At 72.9% G+C, this 17,702-nt stretch carries 10 protein-coding genes and 1 other RNA gene; 9 read left to right on the top strand and 2 right to left on the bottom strand.

Annotated elements, in window-relative coordinates; genetic code table 11:
* Positions 1-12 precede the first annotated feature (12 nt).
* The gene (locus ACFV4G_RS01785) at positions 13-4,959 is read left to right on the top strand and encodes an NAD-glutamate dehydrogenase (RefSeq protein ID WP_380435428.1); all 4,947 of its coding nucleotides are present in this window, start codon (positions 13-15) and stop codon (positions 4,957-4,959) included.
* A gap of 85 nt (positions 4,960-5,044) precedes the next feature.
* Here the strand turns inward: ACFV4G_RS01785 and ACFV4G_RS01780 are convergent, their stop codons facing one another.
* The gene (locus tag ACFV4G_RS01780; protein ID WP_380435427.1) at positions 5,045-7,933 is read right to left on the bottom strand and encodes an FtsK/SpoIIIE domain-containing protein; all 2,889 of its coding nucleotides are present in this window, start codon (positions 7,931-7,933) and stop codon (positions 5,045-5,047) included.
* Positions 7,934-8,315: 382 nt separating this feature from the next.
* Here ACFV4G_RS01780 and ACFV4G_RS01775 point away from each other — a divergent pair, with 382 nt between their 5' ends.
* The 3 genes from ACFV4G_RS01775 to prfB all read left to right on the top strand — a co-directional run bounded on the left by ACFV4G_RS01775 (position 8,316) and on the right by prfB (position 12,862).
* The gene (locus ACFV4G_RS01775; protein ID WP_380435426.1) at positions 8,316-10,202 is read left to right on the top strand and encodes a protein kinase; all 1,887 of its coding nucleotides are present in this window, start codon (positions 8,316-8,318) and stop codon (positions 10,200-10,202) included.
* Between the two features lie 215 nt (positions 10,203-10,417).
* Positions 10,418-11,677, top strand: coding sequence for a serine/threonine-protein kinase (locus tag ACFV4G_RS01770; RefSeq protein ID WP_380435425.1), 1,260 nt, complete (start codon positions 10,418-10,420; stop codon positions 11,675-11,677).
* Between the two features lie 69 nt (positions 11,678-11,746).
* Positions 11,747-12,862 carry a peptide chain release factor 2 gene (prfB, locus tag ACFV4G_RS01765; RefSeq protein WP_380435424.1) on the top strand — a complete coding sequence of 372 codons (1,116 nt, stop codon included), beginning with the start codon at positions 11,747-11,749 and terminating at the stop codon, positions 12,860-12,862.
* 244 nt (positions 12,863-13,106) lie between these two features.
* Here the strand turns inward: prfB and ACFV4G_RS01760 are convergent, their stop codons facing one another.
* Positions 13,107-13,301, bottom strand: a complete 195-nt coding sequence (locus tag ACFV4G_RS01760; protein WP_359960365.1) for a hypothetical protein — start codon at positions 13,299-13,301, stop codon at positions 13,107-13,109.
* Between the two features lie 350 nt (positions 13,302-13,651).
* Between ACFV4G_RS01760 and ftsE the strand changes: the two genes are divergently transcribed.
* The 5 genes from ftsE to ssrA all read left to right on the top strand — a co-directional run bounded on the left by ftsE (position 13,652) and on the right by ssrA (position 17,577).
* Positions 13,652-14,341: a cell division ATP-binding protein FtsE gene (gene ftsE / locus ACFV4G_RS01755; RefSeq protein WP_063349173.1), complete on the top strand. Its 690-nt coding sequence runs from the start codon at positions 13,652-13,654 to the stop codon at positions 14,339-14,341.
* Between the two features lie 77 nt (positions 14,342-14,418).
* Positions 14,419-15,330, top strand: a complete 912-nt coding sequence (ftsX, locus tag ACFV4G_RS01750) for a permease-like cell division protein FtsX (RefSeq protein WP_329929190.1) — start codon at positions 14,419-14,421, stop codon at positions 15,328-15,330.
* Between the two features lie 113 nt (positions 15,331-15,443).
* Entirely contained in the window at positions 15,444-16,589 is a 1,146-nt protein-coding gene (locus ACFV4G_RS01745; protein ID WP_380435423.1) for a S41 family peptidase, read from the top strand.
* Between the two features lie 43 nt (positions 16,590-16,632).
* Positions 16,633-17,109, top strand: coding sequence for an SsrA-binding protein SmpB (smpB, locus tag ACFV4G_RS01740; RefSeq protein WP_380435422.1), 477 nt, complete (start codon positions 16,633-16,635; stop codon positions 17,107-17,109).
* Positions 17,110-17,195: 86 nt separating this feature from the next.
* Positions 17,196-17,577, top strand: a transfer-messenger RNA (tmRNA) gene (ssrA, locus tag ACFV4G_RS01735).
* The last annotated feature ends 125 nt before the right edge of the window (positions 17,578-17,702 follow it).

Genomic DNA, 17,702 nt, shown 5'->3' with positions numbered 1-17,702 from the left:
AGCCAAGAAGTCATGCAGACCAAGCTGGACGCAGCCAAGGCCGACCTGCTCAAGAAGGCCGCCGCAGCCGCTGAGAACAGCCAGGTGGGGGGAGCGGCGCCGGGGGAGGGTCTGAGCAACGGCGCTCTTACCGCGTACCTGCACCACTACTACCTCCACACCGCGCCCGAGGACCTGGTCGACCTCGACCCGGTCGACGTCTACGGCGCGGCCGCCTCGCACTACCGCCTGGGCCTCAAGCGCCCCCAGGGCACCGCCGAGGTGCGGGTGCACACCCCCTCGGTCGAGGAGAACGGCTGGTCCTGCGGCCACACGGTCGTCGAGGTCGTCACCGACGACATGTCCTTCCTGGTCGACTCCGTCACCAACGAGCTGTCCCGCCAGGACCGCGGCATCCACATCGTGATCCACCCGCAGCTGGTCGTCCGCCGTGACATCACCGGCAAGCTCCTGGAGATCCTCGACGTCGACGCGTGCGCGCGCAGCCAGGCCGCCGGCGCCGAGTGGCCCGCCGACGCGACCGTCGAGTCGTGGATGCACATCGAGATCGACCGCGAGACCGACCGCGAGGACCTGCGCTCGATCGAGTCCAACCTGCGCCGCGTGCTCGGCGACGTCCGCGAGGTCGTCGAGGACTGGACCAAGATGCGCGACAGCGCGCTGCGCCTGGCCGACGAGCTGGCCGAGGAGCCCCCGGCCGGCCTGCCCGAGCAGGAGGTCGGCGAGGCCTGGGAGCTGATGCGCTGGCTCGGCGACGACCACTTCACCTTCCTCGGCTACCGCGAGTACGACCTCGTCGAGCACGAGGGCGAAGAGGTCCTCAAGGCCGTCGCCGGCACCGGCCTCGGCATCCTGCGCGCCGACCCGCACAGCCACGACGACCGCCACCACTCCGTGAGCGAGGCCTTCGGCCGCCTCTCCGCGCCGGTGCGCGCCAAGGCCCACGAGAAGAAGCTGCTCGTCCTCACCAAGGCCAACAGCCGTGCCACCGTGCACCGCCCGGCCTACCTGGACTACGTCGGCGTGAAGAAGTTCAACGCCGCCGGCGAGCCCATCGGCGAGCGCCGCTTCCTCGGCCTGTTCTCCTCCGCCGCGTACACCGAGTCCGTCACCCGGATCCCGGTCGTGCGCCGCAAGGTCCAGGCCGTCCTGGACGGCTCCGGCTTCTCCAGCGAGAGCCACGACGGCCGCGACCTGCTGCAGATCATGGAGACCTTCCCGCGGGACGAGATGTTCCAGACGGCGGCCTCCGAACTGCTCTCGATCGCCACGAGCGTGCTCTACCTGCAGGAGCGCCGCAAGCTGCGCCTCTTCCTGCGCCAGGACGAGTACGGCCGCTACTACTCGGCGTTCATCTACCTGCCGCGCGACCGGTACACCACCCGGATCCGCCTGCTGCTCACCGACATCCTCAAGGAAGAGCTGAACGGCGACGCCATCGACTACACGGTGTACGCCACCGAGTCGGTGCTGACCCGCCTGCACTTCGTCGTCCGGGTGGCCCCCGGCACCGAGCTGCCGCAGCTCACCGACACCGACATCGAGCGGATCGAGAACCGCCTGGCCGAGGCCGCCCGGTTCTGGATGGACGGCTTCCACGACCAGCTGCACACCGAGCTGGGCGAGGAGAAGGCCGCCGAGCTCGGCCACAAGTACGCCAACGCCTTCCCCGACGGCTACCGCGCCGACTTCCCGCCGCGCACCGCCGTCTCCGACATCAAGCAGATCGAGTCGCTGCACGGCGCGGGCGACTTCCGCCTCAACCTGTACCAGCCGGTCGGCGCCGGCGACGACGAGCGCCGCTTCAAGATCTACCGGGTCGGCGGCCCGATCTCGCTCACCGAGGTCCTGCCGGTGCTCCAGCGCCTGGGCGTCGAGGTCCTGGACGAACACCCGTACGCGCTGCGCCGCTCCGACGGCACCACCGCGTGGGTGTACGACTTCGGCCTGAAGCTGCGCGAGGCCACCGAGCTCACCGACGAGGCGCGCGAGCGCTTCCAGGAGACCTTCGCCGCCACCTGGACCGGCCGGGCCGAGAACGACGGCTTCAACGAGCTGGTCCTCACCGCCGGGCTGACCTGGCGCCAGGCGATGATGCTGCGCGCGTACGCCAAGTACCTGCGCCAGGCGGGCTCCACGTTCTCCCAGGACTACATGGAGGACGCGCTCCGCAACAACACCCACAGCACCCGCCTGCTGGTCAACCTCTTCGAGGCCCGGCTGAGCCCGAGCCACCGCTCGGGCGCCCTGGAGCTGACCGAGGGCATCCTGGAGGAGCTGGCCGGCGCGCTCGACGAGGTCGTCTCGCTGGACGAGGACCGCATCCTGCGCTCCTTCCTGAACCTCATCAAGGCCACCCTGCGGACCAACTTCTTCCAGCACGACGGCTCCGGGGAGTGGCACTCCTACGTGTCGATGAAGTTCGACCCGAAGGCCATCCCGGACCTGCCGGCCCCGCGCCCGGCGTTCGAGATCTGGGTCTACTCGCCGCAGGTCGAGGGCGTGCACCTGCGCTTCGGCAAGGTCGCCCGCGGCGGTCTGCGCTGGTCCGACCGGCGCGAGGACTTCCGCACCGAGATCCTCGGCCTGGTCAAGGCGCAGATGGTGAAGAACACCGTCATCGTGCCGGTCGGCGCCAAGGGCGGCTTCGTCGCCAAGCAGCTGCCGGACCCGTCGGTGGACCGCGACGCGTGGCTGGCCGAGGGCGTCTCCTCGTACAAGACGTTCATCTCGGCGCTGCTCGACATCACCGACAACCTGGTCGGCGGCGAGGTCGTCCACCCGGCCGACGTGGTCCGCCACGACGAGGACGACACCTACCTGGTCGTCGCCGCCGACAAGGGCACCGCGACCTTCTCCGACATCGCCAACGGCGTCGCCGAGTCCTACGGCTTCTGGCTGGGCGACGCGTTCGCCTCCGGCGGCTCGGCGGGCTACGACCACAAGGGCATGGGCATCACCGCCCGCGGCGCCTGGGAGTCGGTCAAGCGCAACTTCCGCGAGCTCGGCGTCGACACCCAGGCCGAGGACTTCACCGTCATCGGCATCGGCGACATGTCCGGCGACGTCTTCGGCAACGGCATGCTGCTCAGCGAGCACATCCGGCTGGTCGCGGCCTTCGACCACCGCCACATCTTCCTCGACCCGAACCCGGACGCGGCCCTCTCGTACGCCGAGCGCCGCCGCCTGTTCGACCTGCCGCGCAGCTCGTGGGACGACTACGACAAGTCGCTGATCTCGGCCGGCGGCGGGGTGTTCCCGCGCAGTGCCAAGTCGATCCAGGTCAGTGCCCAGGTCCGGGCCGCGCTCGGCATCCAGGAGGCCCGGCTCACCCCGGCCGAGCTGATGAAGGCGATCCTGCAGGCGCCGGTCGACCTGTTCTGGAACGGCGGCATCGGCACCTACATCAAGGCCTCGACCGAGACCAACGCCGAGGTCGGCGACAAGGCCAACGACGCCATCCGCGTCAACGGCGAGCAGGTCCGGGCCCGGGTCATCGGCGAGGGCGGCAACCTCGGCTGCACCCAGCTCGGCCGCATCGAGTACGCGGCGGCCGGCGGCCCGGAGAGCACCGGCGGCTGGATCAACACCGACGCCATCGACAACTCGGCCGGCGTGGACACCTCGGACCACGAGGTCAACATCAAGATCCTGCTCAACGGGGTCGTCGCCGAGGGCGACATGACGGTCAAGCAGCGCAACACGCTGCTGGCCGAGATGACCGACGAGGTCGGCCACCTGGTGCTGCGCAACAACTACGCGCAGAACGTGGTGCTGGCCAACGCCGTCGCCCAGGCGCACAGCATGGTCAACGTCCACTCCCGGATGATCAACCGCTTCGAGGCGGCCGGCCAGCTCGACCGGGGGCTGGAGTTCCTGCCCGCCGAGCGCCTGATCCGCGAGCGCCAGCAGAACGGCCGCGGGCTCTCGCAGCCCGAGATGTCCGTCCTGCTCGCGTACACCAAGATCACGCTGGCCGAGGAGCTGCTCGCCACCGACCTGCCCGACGACCCGTACTTCCGCACCGCGCTCCACGAGTACTTCCCGAGCGCCCTGCGGACCAGGTTCGCCGAGGCGATCGACGGCCACGCGCTGCGCCGCGAGATCATCACCACGCTGATCGTCAACGACACGATCAACCGCGGTGGCTGCACCTTCGCCTTCCGCCTGAAGGAGGAGACCGGCGCGACCTACGAGGAGATCGCCCGGACGCACACCGCCGCGCGGGCCGTGTTCGGCCTGGAGGAGATCTGGGGCGAGATCGAGGGCCTGGACAACAAGGTCCCGGCCCGGGTCCAGACCAAGATGCGGCTGCACTCGCGCCGCCTGGTCGAGCGCGCCACCCGGTGGATGCTCAACAACCGCCGCCAGCCGCTGGACATCGCCGCCACGATCGCGTTCTTCCGCGACCGGATCGCCCAGGTGTGGGGCTCGCTGCCCAAGCCGCTGCGCGGCGAGGACCTGGCGTGGTTCGAGTCGATCCACGGCGAGCTCGCCGCGGCGGGCGTGCCGGAGGAGCTGGCCACCCGGATCGCCGGCCTGTCCTCGGTCTTCCCGACCCTGGACATCACCGAGGTCGCGGACCGCTCCGGCAAGGACGTCGCGGACGTCGCCGAGCTCTACTACGACCTCGGCGACCGCCTGCAGATCTCGCACCTGCTGGACCGCATCATCGACCTGCCCCGCACCGACCGCTGGTCGTCGATGGCCCGGGCCGCGATCCGCGAGGACCTCTTCGCGGCGCACGCGGCGCTGACCGCCGACATCCTCGTCTGCGGCCCGGAGGGCGCCACCCCGGAGGAGCGCTACACCGCCTGGGCGGAGCTCAACGGGACGCTGCTGAACCGCGCGAAGAGCACGCTCGACGACATAAGGGGTTCGGACAACTACGAGCTGTCCAGCCTGTCGGTCGCGATGCGCGTCATCCGCACCCTCCTGCGCACCGGCTCGATGCGCTAGGAAGTCAGGATGGCAAAAGGGGCAGGGCCCGCGTCTTCGGACGCGGGCCCTGCCCCTTTCCGTACGTGCCGCGGGACGCCGGCCCTCAGCGGGTCGCCGCGCGCTGGAGGGCGCTGGCGAGGAGCGCCAGGTCCGTCGGGCCGTTGCCGAGTTCGCGGACCGGGCGGCGGGCGGGCGGGGCGCCGAGCTGGAGCGGGTCTATCGCGACGACCGTCGGGCGCAGGGTCGCGGTGCGCGGGATGCGTCCGCTGATCCGGGCGGCCTGGAAGGCGCAGACGCCGCCGTCCGGCAGCCGCAGGTAGCCGCGGCCCGGGGTGTCCTCGGGGAGGGCGGCGGCGTCGCCCAGGTGGATCAGCAGGTCGGAGTCGGCCGGGTCCTCGGTGCGCAGGGCGATCCGGAGCAGGGCGGCCTCGTCCACCTCGGTGCCGGCGCTCTCCTCGGGCCGGCCGGTGGTGACCGCGAGGTGGACGCCGAGCGGGCCGCCGCGGCGGGCGACGGCGGCGAGCGCGCGGGCCAGCGGGCGGCCGGCCGGGGAGGTGGGGGAGAGCAGCGCGTCGTAGTCGTCGACCACGACGACCAGCCGGGCGGGGACCGGGGAGCCCGGGGCGGCGGGCCGGGGGCCGTCGGCGCCGCGCGGCCCGATGACCCGGGGCGCGGGGGTCGCGGCGGCTCCGACGGCGGCGGGCACCGGTACCTGCGGGGCGTCCGCACCTGTGCCGAGGCCCTGCCGACCGGCCGGTCCCTGTCGGCCGTCGAGGCTGTGCTGGCCGTCCAGGCTGTGCTGGCCGTCCAGGCTGTGCTGGCCGTCAAGAATGCGGGCGGCATGCCAGGAGGCGAAGTCGAGGCCGTCGAACAGCCGCTCCCGCAGCGCGAGTTCGTCCTCCAGCGCCTCCGCGGCGAGCAGCGCCTGGCGCGGGTCGGAGGCGGCGTTGACCCGCCCGGTGACGTGCGGGAGCTCGGTGCAGCCGTCCAGCCCGTCCTCGGTGGCCCGGCCCTCGACGATGGTGACGGCCAGCCGCTCGGGCCGCTCGGAGACGGCGAGCGAGGCGACGAGCGTGCGCAGCAGCTCCGTCTTGCCGGAGCCGCGCGCGCCGCCGATCAGCAGGTGCGGGCCGCCCGGGTCGGGGGAGGGGAGGGCCAGTTCGGGATCGGCGAGGTCGAGCGTGCAGAGCTCGTCGCGGGTGGTGCCGAGCAGCGCGGTGGCGGCGCCGATGCCGCCGGCGTGGGCGTCCCAGCGGGCGGAGAGCTTGGCGGGGGTGACGGTGTCGAGCTGCAGCAGGTCGAGCAGCCGCAGGGCGTCCGGCAGGGGGCCGCGGGCGGCCGGGGCGGCCTCGCGCAGCGGGGCGAGCACCCGGGCCAGCCGCTCGGCCCAGGCGTCGGAGACGGCGTCCAGCGAGACCTCGTGCAGGGTCTCGCGGCCGCGGGCGACCGGGCGGTCGAGCGAGAGGTGGGTGCCGACCTCGCCGGTGATCAGGGCGGTGGCGCCGACGCCGCGGGGGAGCAGTTCGGGCTGCTCGGCGAGGCAGATCGGGAAGATGCCGACCGCCGGGCCCTGGCGCAGCAGCAGGTCCAGCGCCTGCCGGGCGGTCTCGGTGGCCGGGCGGCCGTCGACCACGACGACGGTGGCGGGGTGGCCGCCGAGGCCGACCGGGCCGCTGAGCCGGGCGGTGAGCTCGGTGAGCCGGGCGGTGGCCTGCTCGTCGTCCAGGCCGAGCAGCAGGCGGCAGTCCTGGCCCTCGACGGGGCGCAGGTGGGGCAGCCAGAGGGCCCAGGCCCAGGTGTCGACGCGCTCCTGCGGGGTGCGGGCGTGGTCGGAGTCGACGACGACGAGGCTCAGGCCGCTCGGCGGGTGCAGGGCGGCGAGCTGGGCGACGACGGCGCGGGTGAGCGCGTCCAGCCGCTCGCGCGGGCCGCTGAGGCCGAGGCTGCCGGCGGTCTGCAGGTCGAGGGTGACCGGGACGGCGGGCAGTGTCGTGCCGGGGGTGGTGCCGGGGCCGCCGGGGCGGTCGGCGGTGCCCAGGCGCAGGGTGAGCGCGTCGGGGTGGCCGGGGCCGCGCTCCCAGAGCCGGGGGCCGGGGCCGACGGCGTTGAGCAGGAGGGTGGCGAGGTCGGGCCAGCGTTCGCGCTGGGCGGCGGCCTGGCGGATCCGGACGGCGGCGTGGTGGCGCTCGGCGCTCTCCTGCCCGGGCGGTTCGGCGGTGCGGCCGAGCCGCAGCGAGAGCAGTCCGCGGCCGCGGCCCGCGGCGGGCTCGGGGGCGGCGGGCGGTTCGGCGACGGGCGGCGCGGGCCGGACGGGGCCGGGGGCGGCGAGCTGGAGGTGGCCGTGGCCGTCCGGGACGGCGGCGCGGGCGGGCTCGCCGGGTTCGGGGGCCGCGAGCTGGAGGGTGGACTCGCCGATCCGCAGCAGGGCTCCGGGGTCGAGCGGGACGGCCTCCTCCAGCGGGCCGGGCGGGACGATCCGGCCGTCCAGGGTGGTGCCGTTGGTGGAGCCGAGGTCGCGGATGGTGACCCGGCCGTCCTCGGCGAGGTGCAGGGACAGGTGCAGCCGGGAGACGTCCGGGTCGTCGAGCGGGACGTCGGCCTCGCCGGAGCGGCCGACCCGGATCTCCCGGCCGTGCAGGCGGTGCACGCCGCCGGCGTCCGGCCCGCCGACCACGCGCAGTTCGGCGGCGGCCGTCGCGTCGTCGGGGTCGTCGGCGGTCGGGTCCGGCTCGTTGAGGCTGAGGACGGCGCCGTCGAGGAGCGGAGGATGGCCGAGCAGGGTGTGTTCGTCCACCCGGTGCGCCCCGGCGTAGAGGTGCACGTGGGTGGCGGCCCGGGGCCCGCGCACGCCCACGGCGCCCGCGAGCGCGCCCGCGAGGGCGCCGAGCGCGGTGCCCACGGGCGCGGTGACCAGTACGTCCACGTAGGGGATGGCGGTGCCGGCGGCGGTCGGGCCGCTGCGCGGTCGGAGGACGGTCAGCCGGATCTGCATCTCGCCCGCGGGTCCCTTCTGCTGATGTGAAGCCTGGTACCGCTGCCTCGCGGCTCGGGCGGCCGCTGGGCCACAAAGGTGGCGAGTGTCCATCCTGCCATCCGTCACGGACGGTCCGCGCACGGTACCGGATTTGACGATCTTGCGATGATCGCCATGTTGGAGGTGGCGGAGGGTCAGGTCAACCGGTGCTCCGGCGGTGCCCGTGACCCTTCCCTAGGGGATGTCCCCCAACCCGTCCCCGAGACCGGTCGGACGGCCTGCCGGTCGCCTCCGAAACCCGAACGGTCACCGTTAGAGTGGCCGCAGACAGGGGCCCGGCAGGCTCACCGCACCGGCGGAGGAGCGCCCCGCGCGGGCGGCACGGCGAGGAGTGCGACAGGTGCGGCCAGTCGGCAGCAAGTATGTGCTTGAGGAGACCCTCGGACGGGGGGCCACCGGCACCGTCTGGCGCGGGCGGGTGCGCCCGGACGCCGACGTGCCGGGCGGCGAGCCCGGGCAGGCCGTGGCGATCAAGGTGCTGCGCGAGGAACTGGCCGCGGACCCGGACGTCGTGATGCGCTTCCTGCGCGAGCGCTCCCTGCTGCTGCGGCTCACCCACCCCAACATCGTCCGGGTGTGCGACCTGGTCGTCGAGGGCGAGCTGCTGGCCCTCGTGATGGACCTCGTCGAGGGCCCCGACCTGGCCCGCTACCTGCGTTCCAACGGCCCGTTCAGCCCGATCGCCGGCGCCCTGCTGATGGCCCAGGTCGCGGACGCGCTCGCGGCCAGCCACGCCGACGGCATCGTCCACCGCGACCTCAAGCCGGCGAACGTCCTGCTCGCCTCCGTCCTGGTGGACGGCACCGAGCAGATGCACCCGATGCTGACCGACTTCGGCATCGCCCGCCTCGCCGACTCCCCGGGCATCACCCGCACCCACGAGTTCGTCGGCACGCCCGCCTACGTCGCCCCGGAGTCCGCCGAGGGCCGCGCCCAGACCTCCGCCGTGGACGTCTACGGCGCCGGGATCATGCTGTACGAGCTGGTCACCGGCCGCCAGCCGTTCCAGGGCGACGGCGCGCTCGCGGTCCTCCAGGCGCACCTCGCCCAGGAGCCGCAGCGGCCCAGCACGATGCCCGAGCCGCTGTGGACGGTGATCGAGCGCTGCCTGCGCAAGGACCCGGCGCAGCGGCCGTCCGCGACCTCGCTGGCGCGGGCGCTGCGCGTGGTGGCGGCGGGCGTCGGCGTGCACGCCTCCCCGGCGGCCGTGGACGCGGCGATCGCGGTCGGCGCGCTGCTGCAGCCGGACCCGCAGCCCGCCTCGGTGCCGGGCACGGCCACGGGTGCGCCGTTCGCGCCGGCGAGCGAGGACCGCACCCAGGTGCTGCCCGCCGGCGGCCCCGGCGCCCCGCAGTTCGACCCGGCCGCGGCGACCCGGGTGATGGGCACCCAGCCGCCGCCCGCGCCCCCGTACGGCAGTGCGGACCGCACGCAGGTGATGCCGCCCACCGCGGTGCCGCCGCCCCCGCCGGGCCCGCCGCAGGAGGAGGCGCCGCACCCGTGGCAGACGCAGCTGCGCGCCGCGCGGGACCGCAACCAGCAGACGCAGGTCGGCTACTTCGGCCCGGAGGACTTCGAGGAGCCGCAGGTCGCCCCGCAGCCCTACCAGGCGGGCCAGGGGGGTCAGGGCGGATACCCGGGCCAGGGCGGTCACCCCGGGGCGTACCAGCCCCAGCAGCCCGGCGGCCCCCGGCCCGACCAGCGCCGCCAGGGCCCGCCGCCGCCCGGGTACGCCCAGCGCCCGCCGGTCGCCCCGCCGCCCTACCGGGCGAACCAGGCGAACCAGGGGGGACAGGCGGGCCAGGGCGGCCGTCCGCAGCCGCCCGGCGGCTACCGGCAGGCCCCGGAGGGCTACGGCCGGTCGCAGGCCGGCTACCCGCCGCCGCCCCCGCCCGCCCCGGTGCGCCGGGCCGAGCCGCCCGCGCCGCAGCACCGGGAGCCCCCGCAACGCCGCGAGGAGCCGCCGGCCCGCCGGGAGGCGCCGCCGGCGCCGTCGCGCCGCGAGCCGGCCCCGCCGCGCGAGCGGCGCCCGCGCAGCCGCAACCGGATGTACATCCCGGGGCTCGGCTGCCTCAAGGGCTGCCTGATGGTGCTGCTGGTGCTGGCGGTCGCCGCCGTGGCGCTGTGGAACTTCACGCCGCTGCCGCACTACTGGGACAACGTCCAGGGCTGGTACCACACGGCCTACGACTGGGTGACCAACGTCTTCGACAGCGCGAGGAACTGACGCCCCGCCGGGTCCGGCCGCCCCCCGGCGGCCGCCCGGACGGCGGGATTGACGCTGTGTCGACAATTTGGAAGATTTCTCGCCCGCGAGTGCCGCCCCGGGGCCCTCAGGCGGCCCGCGAGGGGGGTCGGGGCGCGTAGGTTGGTCGGTGTTGTCCCGCCCCACCGAGCGCACCGGACCTTCCGGCGCGCTCCCGCGCCGCCCACGGAGCAGCATTGGCACGCAAGATCGGCAGCCGGTACACCGTCCACCAGGTGATCGGCCGGGGTTCGGCCGGGACGGTCTGGCTCGGCGAGGGGCCGGACGGCCCGGTGGCGGTCAAGCTGCTGCGCGAGGACCTGGCCGCCGACCAGGTGCTGGTCGGCCGCTTCGTGCAGGAGCGCGCCGCGCTGACCAGCCTCGACCACCCCCGGGTGGTCGGCGTGCGCGACATGGTCGTGGACGGCAGCGACCTCGCCCTCGTCATGGAGCTCGTCCAGGGCACCGACCTGCGCTCCCGGCTCGAACGCGACGGTGCCCTGCCCCCGCAGACCGCCGCCTCGGTCATCGCCGACGTCGCCGACGGCCTGGCCGCCGCGCACGCGGCCGGCATCGTCCACCGCGACGTCAAACCCGAGAACGTCCTGCTCGACCTCGCCGCCGCCCCCGGCCCCGGCGGAGCCCCGCGCGCCAAGCTCACCGACTTCGGCGTGGCCCGCCTGGTGGACGCCCCGCGCCGCACGCGGGCCACCCGGATCATCGGCACCCCCGACTACCTCGCCCCCGAGATCATCGAGGGCCTGGAGCCGCGCGCCGCCGTCGACATCTACGCCCTCGCCACCGTGCTCTACGAGCTGCTGGCCGGCTTCACCCCCTTCGGCGGCGGCCACACCGGCGCCGTGCTGCGCCGCCACGTCACCGAGCAGGTGCCGCCGATCCCCGGCCTGCCGGACGGGCTGTGGCGGATCATCTCCGAGTGCCTGGCCAAGGCCCCCGCCTCCCGGTTGCGCGCCGCCGAGCTGGCCGCCAGGCTGCGCGAGCAGCTGCCCGCGCTGGCGGGCCTGCCGGTGCTCGCCGTCCCCTCGCAGGGCCGCGCCCCGGCGGAGGAGGCGATCACCCCCGGCGAGGCCGTCTACGCCGAGGTGGACGCCGCCCCCGGCGCCCACAAGCGCCGCCGCGGCCCGGCCGTCCCGCTGGTGCCCGGCGTCGCCCCGGACTCCACCCGGGACACCCACACCAGCCTGCGCCGTCCGTCCGCGGACGAGCTGGCCGCCTACGCCGCCGAGTCCCGCGCCCAGCGCACCGCCCCCGGCGCGGGCCACCGCCGCGACCGCCAGGCCCTGCTGCGCCGCCGCCGGTTGCTCGCCGTCGTGCTGGCCACCGTCCTGCTGCTGGCGGGCGCCGCCGCGGCCTGGACGGCCTTCGCGGCCACCGCCCCGGACCGCGGCCACCCGGCCCGTCCGGCCGTCCACAGCACCGCCCCGCGGGCCCCCTAGAACCGCTCCAGGGCGGCCGGGGGACCCCGGTGTCGTCATGACCACCCCCGGAACCATTACGCTGGGGGCGTGGCAGCCGTCGATCCTTCCGAAGAGCTCAAGAACCTCGAATCGACCATGGGGTCGATCGAGGCCGTCCTCGACCTGGACAAGATCCGGGCCGACATCGCGGTCCTGGAGGAGGAGGCAGCCGCCCCCACCCTGTGGGACGACGTCGCGAACGCGCAGAAGGTGACCAGCCGGCTCTCCTTCCTCCAGGGCGAGCTGCGCCGGGTCGAGGGCCTGCGCAGCCGCATCGACGACCTGGGCGTGCTGTTCGAGCTGGCCGAGGCCGAGGACGACGCGGACACCCGCACCGAGGCCGAGACCGAGCTCAAGTCGCTCCAGAAGGCTGTCGAGGAGCTGGAGGTCCGCACCCTCCTGTCCGGCGAGTACGACGCCCGTGAGGCGCTGATCAACATCCGGGCCGAGGCCGGTGGCGTCGACGCCGCCGACTTCGCCGAGCAGCTCATGCGCATGTACCTGCGCTGGGCCGAGCGGCACGGGTACCCGACCGAGGTGTACGACACCTCGTACGCCGAAGAGGCCGGGATCAAGTCCGCGACCTTCACCGTGAAGGCGCCGTACGCCTATGGCACGCTCTCGGTCGAGCAGGGCACGCACCGCCTGGTCCGCATCTCGCCGTTCGACAACCAGGGCCGTCGCCAGACCTCCTTCGCCGGCGTCGAGGTGCTCCCGGTCGTCGAGCAGTCCGACCACGTCGACATCGACGAGTCCGAGCTGCGCATCGACGTCTACCGCGCCTCCGGCCCCGGCGGCCAGGGCGTCAACACCACCGACTCGGCGGTGCGCATCACGCACATCCCGACCGGTGTCGTGGTCTCCTGCCAGAACGAGCGCTCGCAGATCCAGAACAAGGCCTCCGCGATGAACGTCCTCCAGGCGAAGCTGCTGGAGCGGCGCCGCCAGGAGGAGCGCGCGGCGATGGACGCCCTCAAGGACAGCGGCAGCTCCTGGGGCAACCAGATGCGCTCCTACGTCCTGCACCCGTACCAGATGGTCAAGGACGTCCGGACGGCGTTCGAGGCCGGCAACCCGCAGGCCGTCCTGGACGGCGACATCGACGGCTTCATCGAGGCCGGGATCCGCTGGCGCAAGCAGCGGGAGACCGCGAACGAGGCGTGAGGAGCTCGGCCTCGATGAGAATCAAGCACAGCATCGAGGCCGGGATCCGCTGGCGCAAGCAGCGCGAGACCGCGAACGAGGCGTGAGGAGCTCGGCCTCGATGAGAATCAAGCACAGCATCGAGGCCGGGATCCGCCGGCGCAAGCAGCGCGAGACCAGCGCCGAGTAATCGGGCGACGACGCAGGAGGGCCCCCGACCGGGATCGGTCGGGGGCCCTTCGCGTTCGGTACGTCCCGTCGTGCCTCAGGCCAGCGCCTGCCGGGCGATCAGCGCCACCGCGAGCAGTCCGGCCAGCAGGGCCAGCAGCACCGCGGGGGAGAGCGCGGCGAACGGACCCTGCTGCTCCTGCAGCCGGGCCCGGTTGGCGCGGCAGACCGGGCAACGGCCCTCGCTCACGCGTCCGTTGCAGTTGGCGCACACCAGATGGTCGCAGGTCATGCGATCTCCTCCTCGCTGCTAGAACCAACGCACCGGACGGGGCTTTGGTTCCTTCGCGTGCCCTGTGCGGGGGAGCGGCCGGGCACGGTCGCTCACTCCACTCTGCCAGGTTCCGACCGTTCCGGCTCCCGGGCTGTGAGATGCCTCGCAATTTTCGGGGCATAAGGGGACATTGTCCCCCAGTCTCCGGTAACCGTCCGCTCCGGGCCCTGCGGGCCGACGGTGGATTCGCGTATGGTCCCAAGCCGGGAGCGGCCCTTTCCGTTCCCTTCGCCCGCCCCCGGACCGGGCCCACAGGGGTGGACCGACCGAGGACTGGCGCCGCCTAGGATGGCCTCCGTGATGCAGCCGTGATCAGATTCGACAACGTCTCCAAGACCTATCCCAAGCAGAACCGTCCCGCCCTGGACAACGTCTCGCTGGAGATCGAGAAGGGTGAGTTCGTCTTCCTGGTCGGCTCGTCCGGCTCGGGGAAGTCCACCTTCCTGCGCCTGTGCCTGCGCGAGGAGCGCCCCTCCACGGGTGAGGTGCACGTCCTCGGCAAGGACCTGGGCAAGCTGTCCAACTGGAAGGTGCCGCACATGCGCCGCCAGCTGGGCACCGTCTTCCAGGACTTCCGCCTGCTGCCCAACAAGACCGTCGCGCAGAACGTCGCCTTCGCCCTCGAAGTGATCGGCAAGCCCAAGAGCGCCATCAACAAGGTGGTGCCCGAGGTGCTGGAGCTGGTCGGCCTCGGCGGCAAGGAGGACCGCATGCCCGGCGAGCTCTCCGGCGGTGAGCAGCAGCGCGTCGCGATCGCCCGCGCGTTCGTGAACCGGCCGATGCTGCTGATCGCGGACGAGCCCACCGGCAACCTCGACCCGCAGAACTCGGTCGGCATCATGAAGCTGCTCGACCGCATCAACCGCACCGGCACCACGGTGCTGATGGCGACCCACGACCAGGCCATCGTCGACCAGATGCGCAAGCGCGTCATCGAGCTCGACAAGGGCCTGCTGGTCCGCGACCAGGCCCGCGGCGTCTACGGATACCAGCACTGACCCACCCCCGCTGAACCGTAGGGCCGCCGGCCCGAGCCGTCCGACCCAGCAGTACCGACCCTGGAGTTGTTACACGCATGCGCGCCCAGTTCGTCCTGTCGGAGATCGGTGTGGGTCTCCGCCGCAACCTGACCATGACCATCGCGGTCGTCGTCAGCGTCGCGCTCTCCCTCGCCCTCGCCGGTTCCTCGCTCCTGGTCCGCGACCAGGTGAACTCCATGAAGGGGTACTGGTACGACAAGGTCGAGGTGAGCATCTACTTCTGCACCAAGTCCGACGCCCGGAACTCCCCGCAGTGCGGGCAGGGCGCGGCCACCGACCAGCAGGTGCAGGACGTCAAGGCCCAGCTGGACAAGATGGACTCGGTGGTCCAGTCGTCGACCTTCGAGAGCTCCGCGGAGGCGTACAAGCACTGGAAGGAGATGAACCCGGACAACCCGCTCATCTCCGTCCTCGGTCCGGACGCCATGCCGCAGTCCTGGCGGGTGAAGCTCAACGACCCGACGAAGTACGACGTCATCCAGAGCGCCTTCGCCGGGAAGCCCGGCGTCAAGTCGGTGGAGGACCAGCGGAAGATCCTGGAGAACCTCTTCGGCCTGCTGAACGGTCTGCAGACGGCGGCCTTCGTCATCATGGTGCTGATGCTGTTCGTCGCGCTGCTGCTGATCGTCAACACCGTCCGGGTGTCGGCGTACAGCAGGCGGCGTGAGACCGGCATCATGCGCCTGGTCGGCGCCTCCAACTTCTACGTCCAGATGCCGTTCATCGCCGAGGCCGCGTTCTCCGCGCTGCTCGGGGCCGTGATGGCCTCCGGACTGCTGCTCGGCGGGCACTTCTTCGTCCAGAACTGGCTGGCCGACCGGGTGCAGTTCATCCACTTCATCGGGCTGAGCTCGGTGCTGGCGGTGATCCCGCTGCTGGTCGTGGTCGGCATGGCGATGGCCGGCGTCGCGGCGTTCTTCACGCTGCGCAAGTACCTCAAGGTCTGATCCTCCGGGCCCCGGGCGGCCCCGGACGGCACTGCGCCGTCCGGGGCCGCCGTCGTTCCGCGCTCGGCCGTTCCGGCCCGCGGCGCCGCGCGCGGTGTCTACACTCCGATGCCATGCTGGAAACTCCGCGCAGGGCACGTCAGGTGGCCACCCTCAGCCTGGTGTTCGGCGCCGTGCTGCTGGCCGGGGCCGCCACCGGCGCCTGGGGGGACCCGAGCGAAGCGCCGCGCCGCCCGTCCGCGGACGTTGTCCGGCCCGCGTCCGTCGTCCCCGGTGTCACCGCGGACCCGGCCGGCACCGCGCTCTCGGAGCAGCAGGCCGAGCACCTGCTCGGCGCCAGCGGCGACCGCTGGGGGGCGTACTACAGCGCGCAGGAGTACGCGGAGTTCAGCCAGGGCCTGGACGGCCGCTACCTAGGGGTGGGGCTGTCGGTGGGCCGCGGCGAGGACGGCGTCACCGAGGTGTCCCAGGTCGCCCCGGGCGGTCCGGCCGCCGCGGCCGGGATCGCCCCCGGGGACCGGCTGCTGAGGATCGACGCCGACCAGGCCGACCGGCTGCCGGTCACCGAGGTCGTCGCCCGGCTGCGCGGCCGCGACGGCGAGCGCAGGGCCGGCTCCGAGGTCACCGTCGACGTCCGGCGCGGCGACGGCGAGGTGCGCGAACTGCGCTTGCGCCGGGCCCTCCTGGACAGCCAGCAGGTCACCGCGGAGCACCTGGACAAGGGCGTGCTGCGGATCGTCGTGCGGGCCTTCACCACCGGCGTGGCCGACCAGGTGCGCGCCGCGCTGCGCGCCCCGCACGCCGGCGTGGTGCTCGATCTGCGCGGAAACTCCGGCGGGTTGGTCGACGAGGCCGTCGCCACCGCCGGGGCCTTCCTGGACGGCGGCGCGGTCGGCTCGTACCAGGAGCGCGGCGACACCAGGGAGTTGACCGCCCCGGCCGGCGGTGACCAGCGCACCCCGCTCGTGGTGCTCGTGGACGGCGGCACGATGAGCGCCGCCGAACTGCTCGCCGGCGCGCTCCAGGACCGCAGCCGCGCGGTCGTGGTGGGCTCGCGGACCTTCGGCAAGGGCACTGTCCAGCAGCCGAGCCGGCTCGCCGACGGCGCCGTGCTGGAGATGACCGTCGGCCGCTACCACACCCCGGCCGGCCGCTCCCTCGACGGCACCGGCCTCACCCCCGACGTCCCCGCGTCCGGCTCCGAGGACGCCGACGCCCTGGCCCTGCGCGTCCTGGCCGGGCTCGGCACCCGGGCCTAAAGGGGCTGCCCCGCCGGGCCCGAAGTGCGAGAATGACGGCGCTATGGCAAAGGAAACCGGACACAAGCTGATCGCGCAGAACAAGAAGGCGCGACACGAGTACTCGATCCTCGACACCTACGAGTGCGGCCTCGTGCTCACCGGGACCGAGGTGAAGTCACTGCGCGAGGGGAGGGCCAACCTGGTCGACGGCTACGCCTACATCCAGAACCACGAGGCCTGGATCGACAACGTCTTCATCCCCGAGTACACCCAGGGGACGTGGACCAACCACGCCGCGCGCCGCAAGCGCAAGCTGCTGCTGCACAGGATGGAGATCCACAAGATCGAGACCAAGGTGCGCGACGCGGGCCACACCCTCATCCCGCTCTCGCTGTACTTCAAGGACGGCCGGGTGAAGCTCGAACTGGCGCTCGCGGTCGGCAAGAAGCTGTACGACAAGCGTCAGACGCTGCGCGAGAAGCAGGACACCCGCGAGACGGCACGCGCCGTGGCGGCCGCCCGACGGCGCCAGGGTTAATCCGCTGGACCCTCGCCCGTCGCCTCGCGTACTATGGCGCCAGCAACACGGACGGTCACAGTCCGAGCTGTTTCTCAAAAAAACATGGGGATGATCGGTTTCGACAGGGGATGTTGAAACAGGGGAAGCGAGCCGAGGAACGCGGCAATGATCTCGTTAACCACGTGTCGCAAAAAAATAATCGCCAACTCTAAGCGCGATTCCCAGCAGTTCGCTCTCGCTGCCTAATAAGCACCGATAGCGCTTGGGTGTCAGACCGGGGAGTTCCCGACCCGGACCCTGGCATAATCTAGGGAACTCAACCGTCCGCCCGGGCTGCGAGGGTGGATGGGAAATCAAACAGCAGCTGGGCCTGTTGGCGGCTCGTCCGTGTGACCGCCAGGGCCGAGAAAAGCACAGCGGACTGCGCTCGGAGAAGCCCTGAATTAACTCCACTGGACCCGGGTTCGATTCCCGGCATCTCCACCACCCCATGTTCACAAGTGAAGGGGGGGGGCCCCCCCAAAAAGGGGGGGCCGGGGACGATAGCACACCCACAACGAGAGAGAGAGAAACACCACCCGATGGGGGGAAGGGGGAACACAGACACACCA

Source organism: Kitasatospora sp. NPDC059747, from assembly GCF_042732955.1.
GTDB lineage: Bacteria > Actinomycetota > Actinomycetes > Streptomycetales > Streptomycetaceae > Kitasatospora.
This window is presented reverse-complemented; position numbering and strand designations above follow the sequence as displayed.

What these genes read in the sequence shown, in the direction of transcription:
- ACFV4G_RS01785 (WP_380435428.1), top strand. Translation starts at nt 13, where the DNA reads ATGCAGACCAAGCTGGACGCAGCCAAGGCCGACCTGCTCAAGAAGGCC.
- ACFV4G_RS01780 (WP_380435427.1), bottom strand. Translation starts at nt 7,933, where the DNA reads ATGCAGATCCGGCTGACCGTCCTCCGACCGCGCAGCGGCCCGACCGCC.
- ACFV4G_RS01760 (WP_359960365.1), bottom strand. Translation starts at nt 13,301, where the DNA reads ATGACCTGCGACCATCTGGTGTGCGCCAACTGCAACGGACGCGTGAGC.
- ftsX (WP_329929190.1), top strand. Translation starts at nt 14,419, where the DNA reads ATGCGCGCCCAGTTCGTCCTGTCGGAGATCGGTGTGGGTCTCCGCCGC.
- ACFV4G_RS01745 (WP_380435423.1), top strand. Translation starts at nt 15,444, where the DNA reads ATGCTGGAAACTCCGCGCAGGGCACGTCAGGTGGCCACCCTCAGCCTG.
- smpB (WP_380435422.1), top strand. Translation starts at nt 16,633, where the DNA reads ATGGCAAAGGAAACCGGACACAAGCTGATCGCGCAGAACAAGAAGGCG.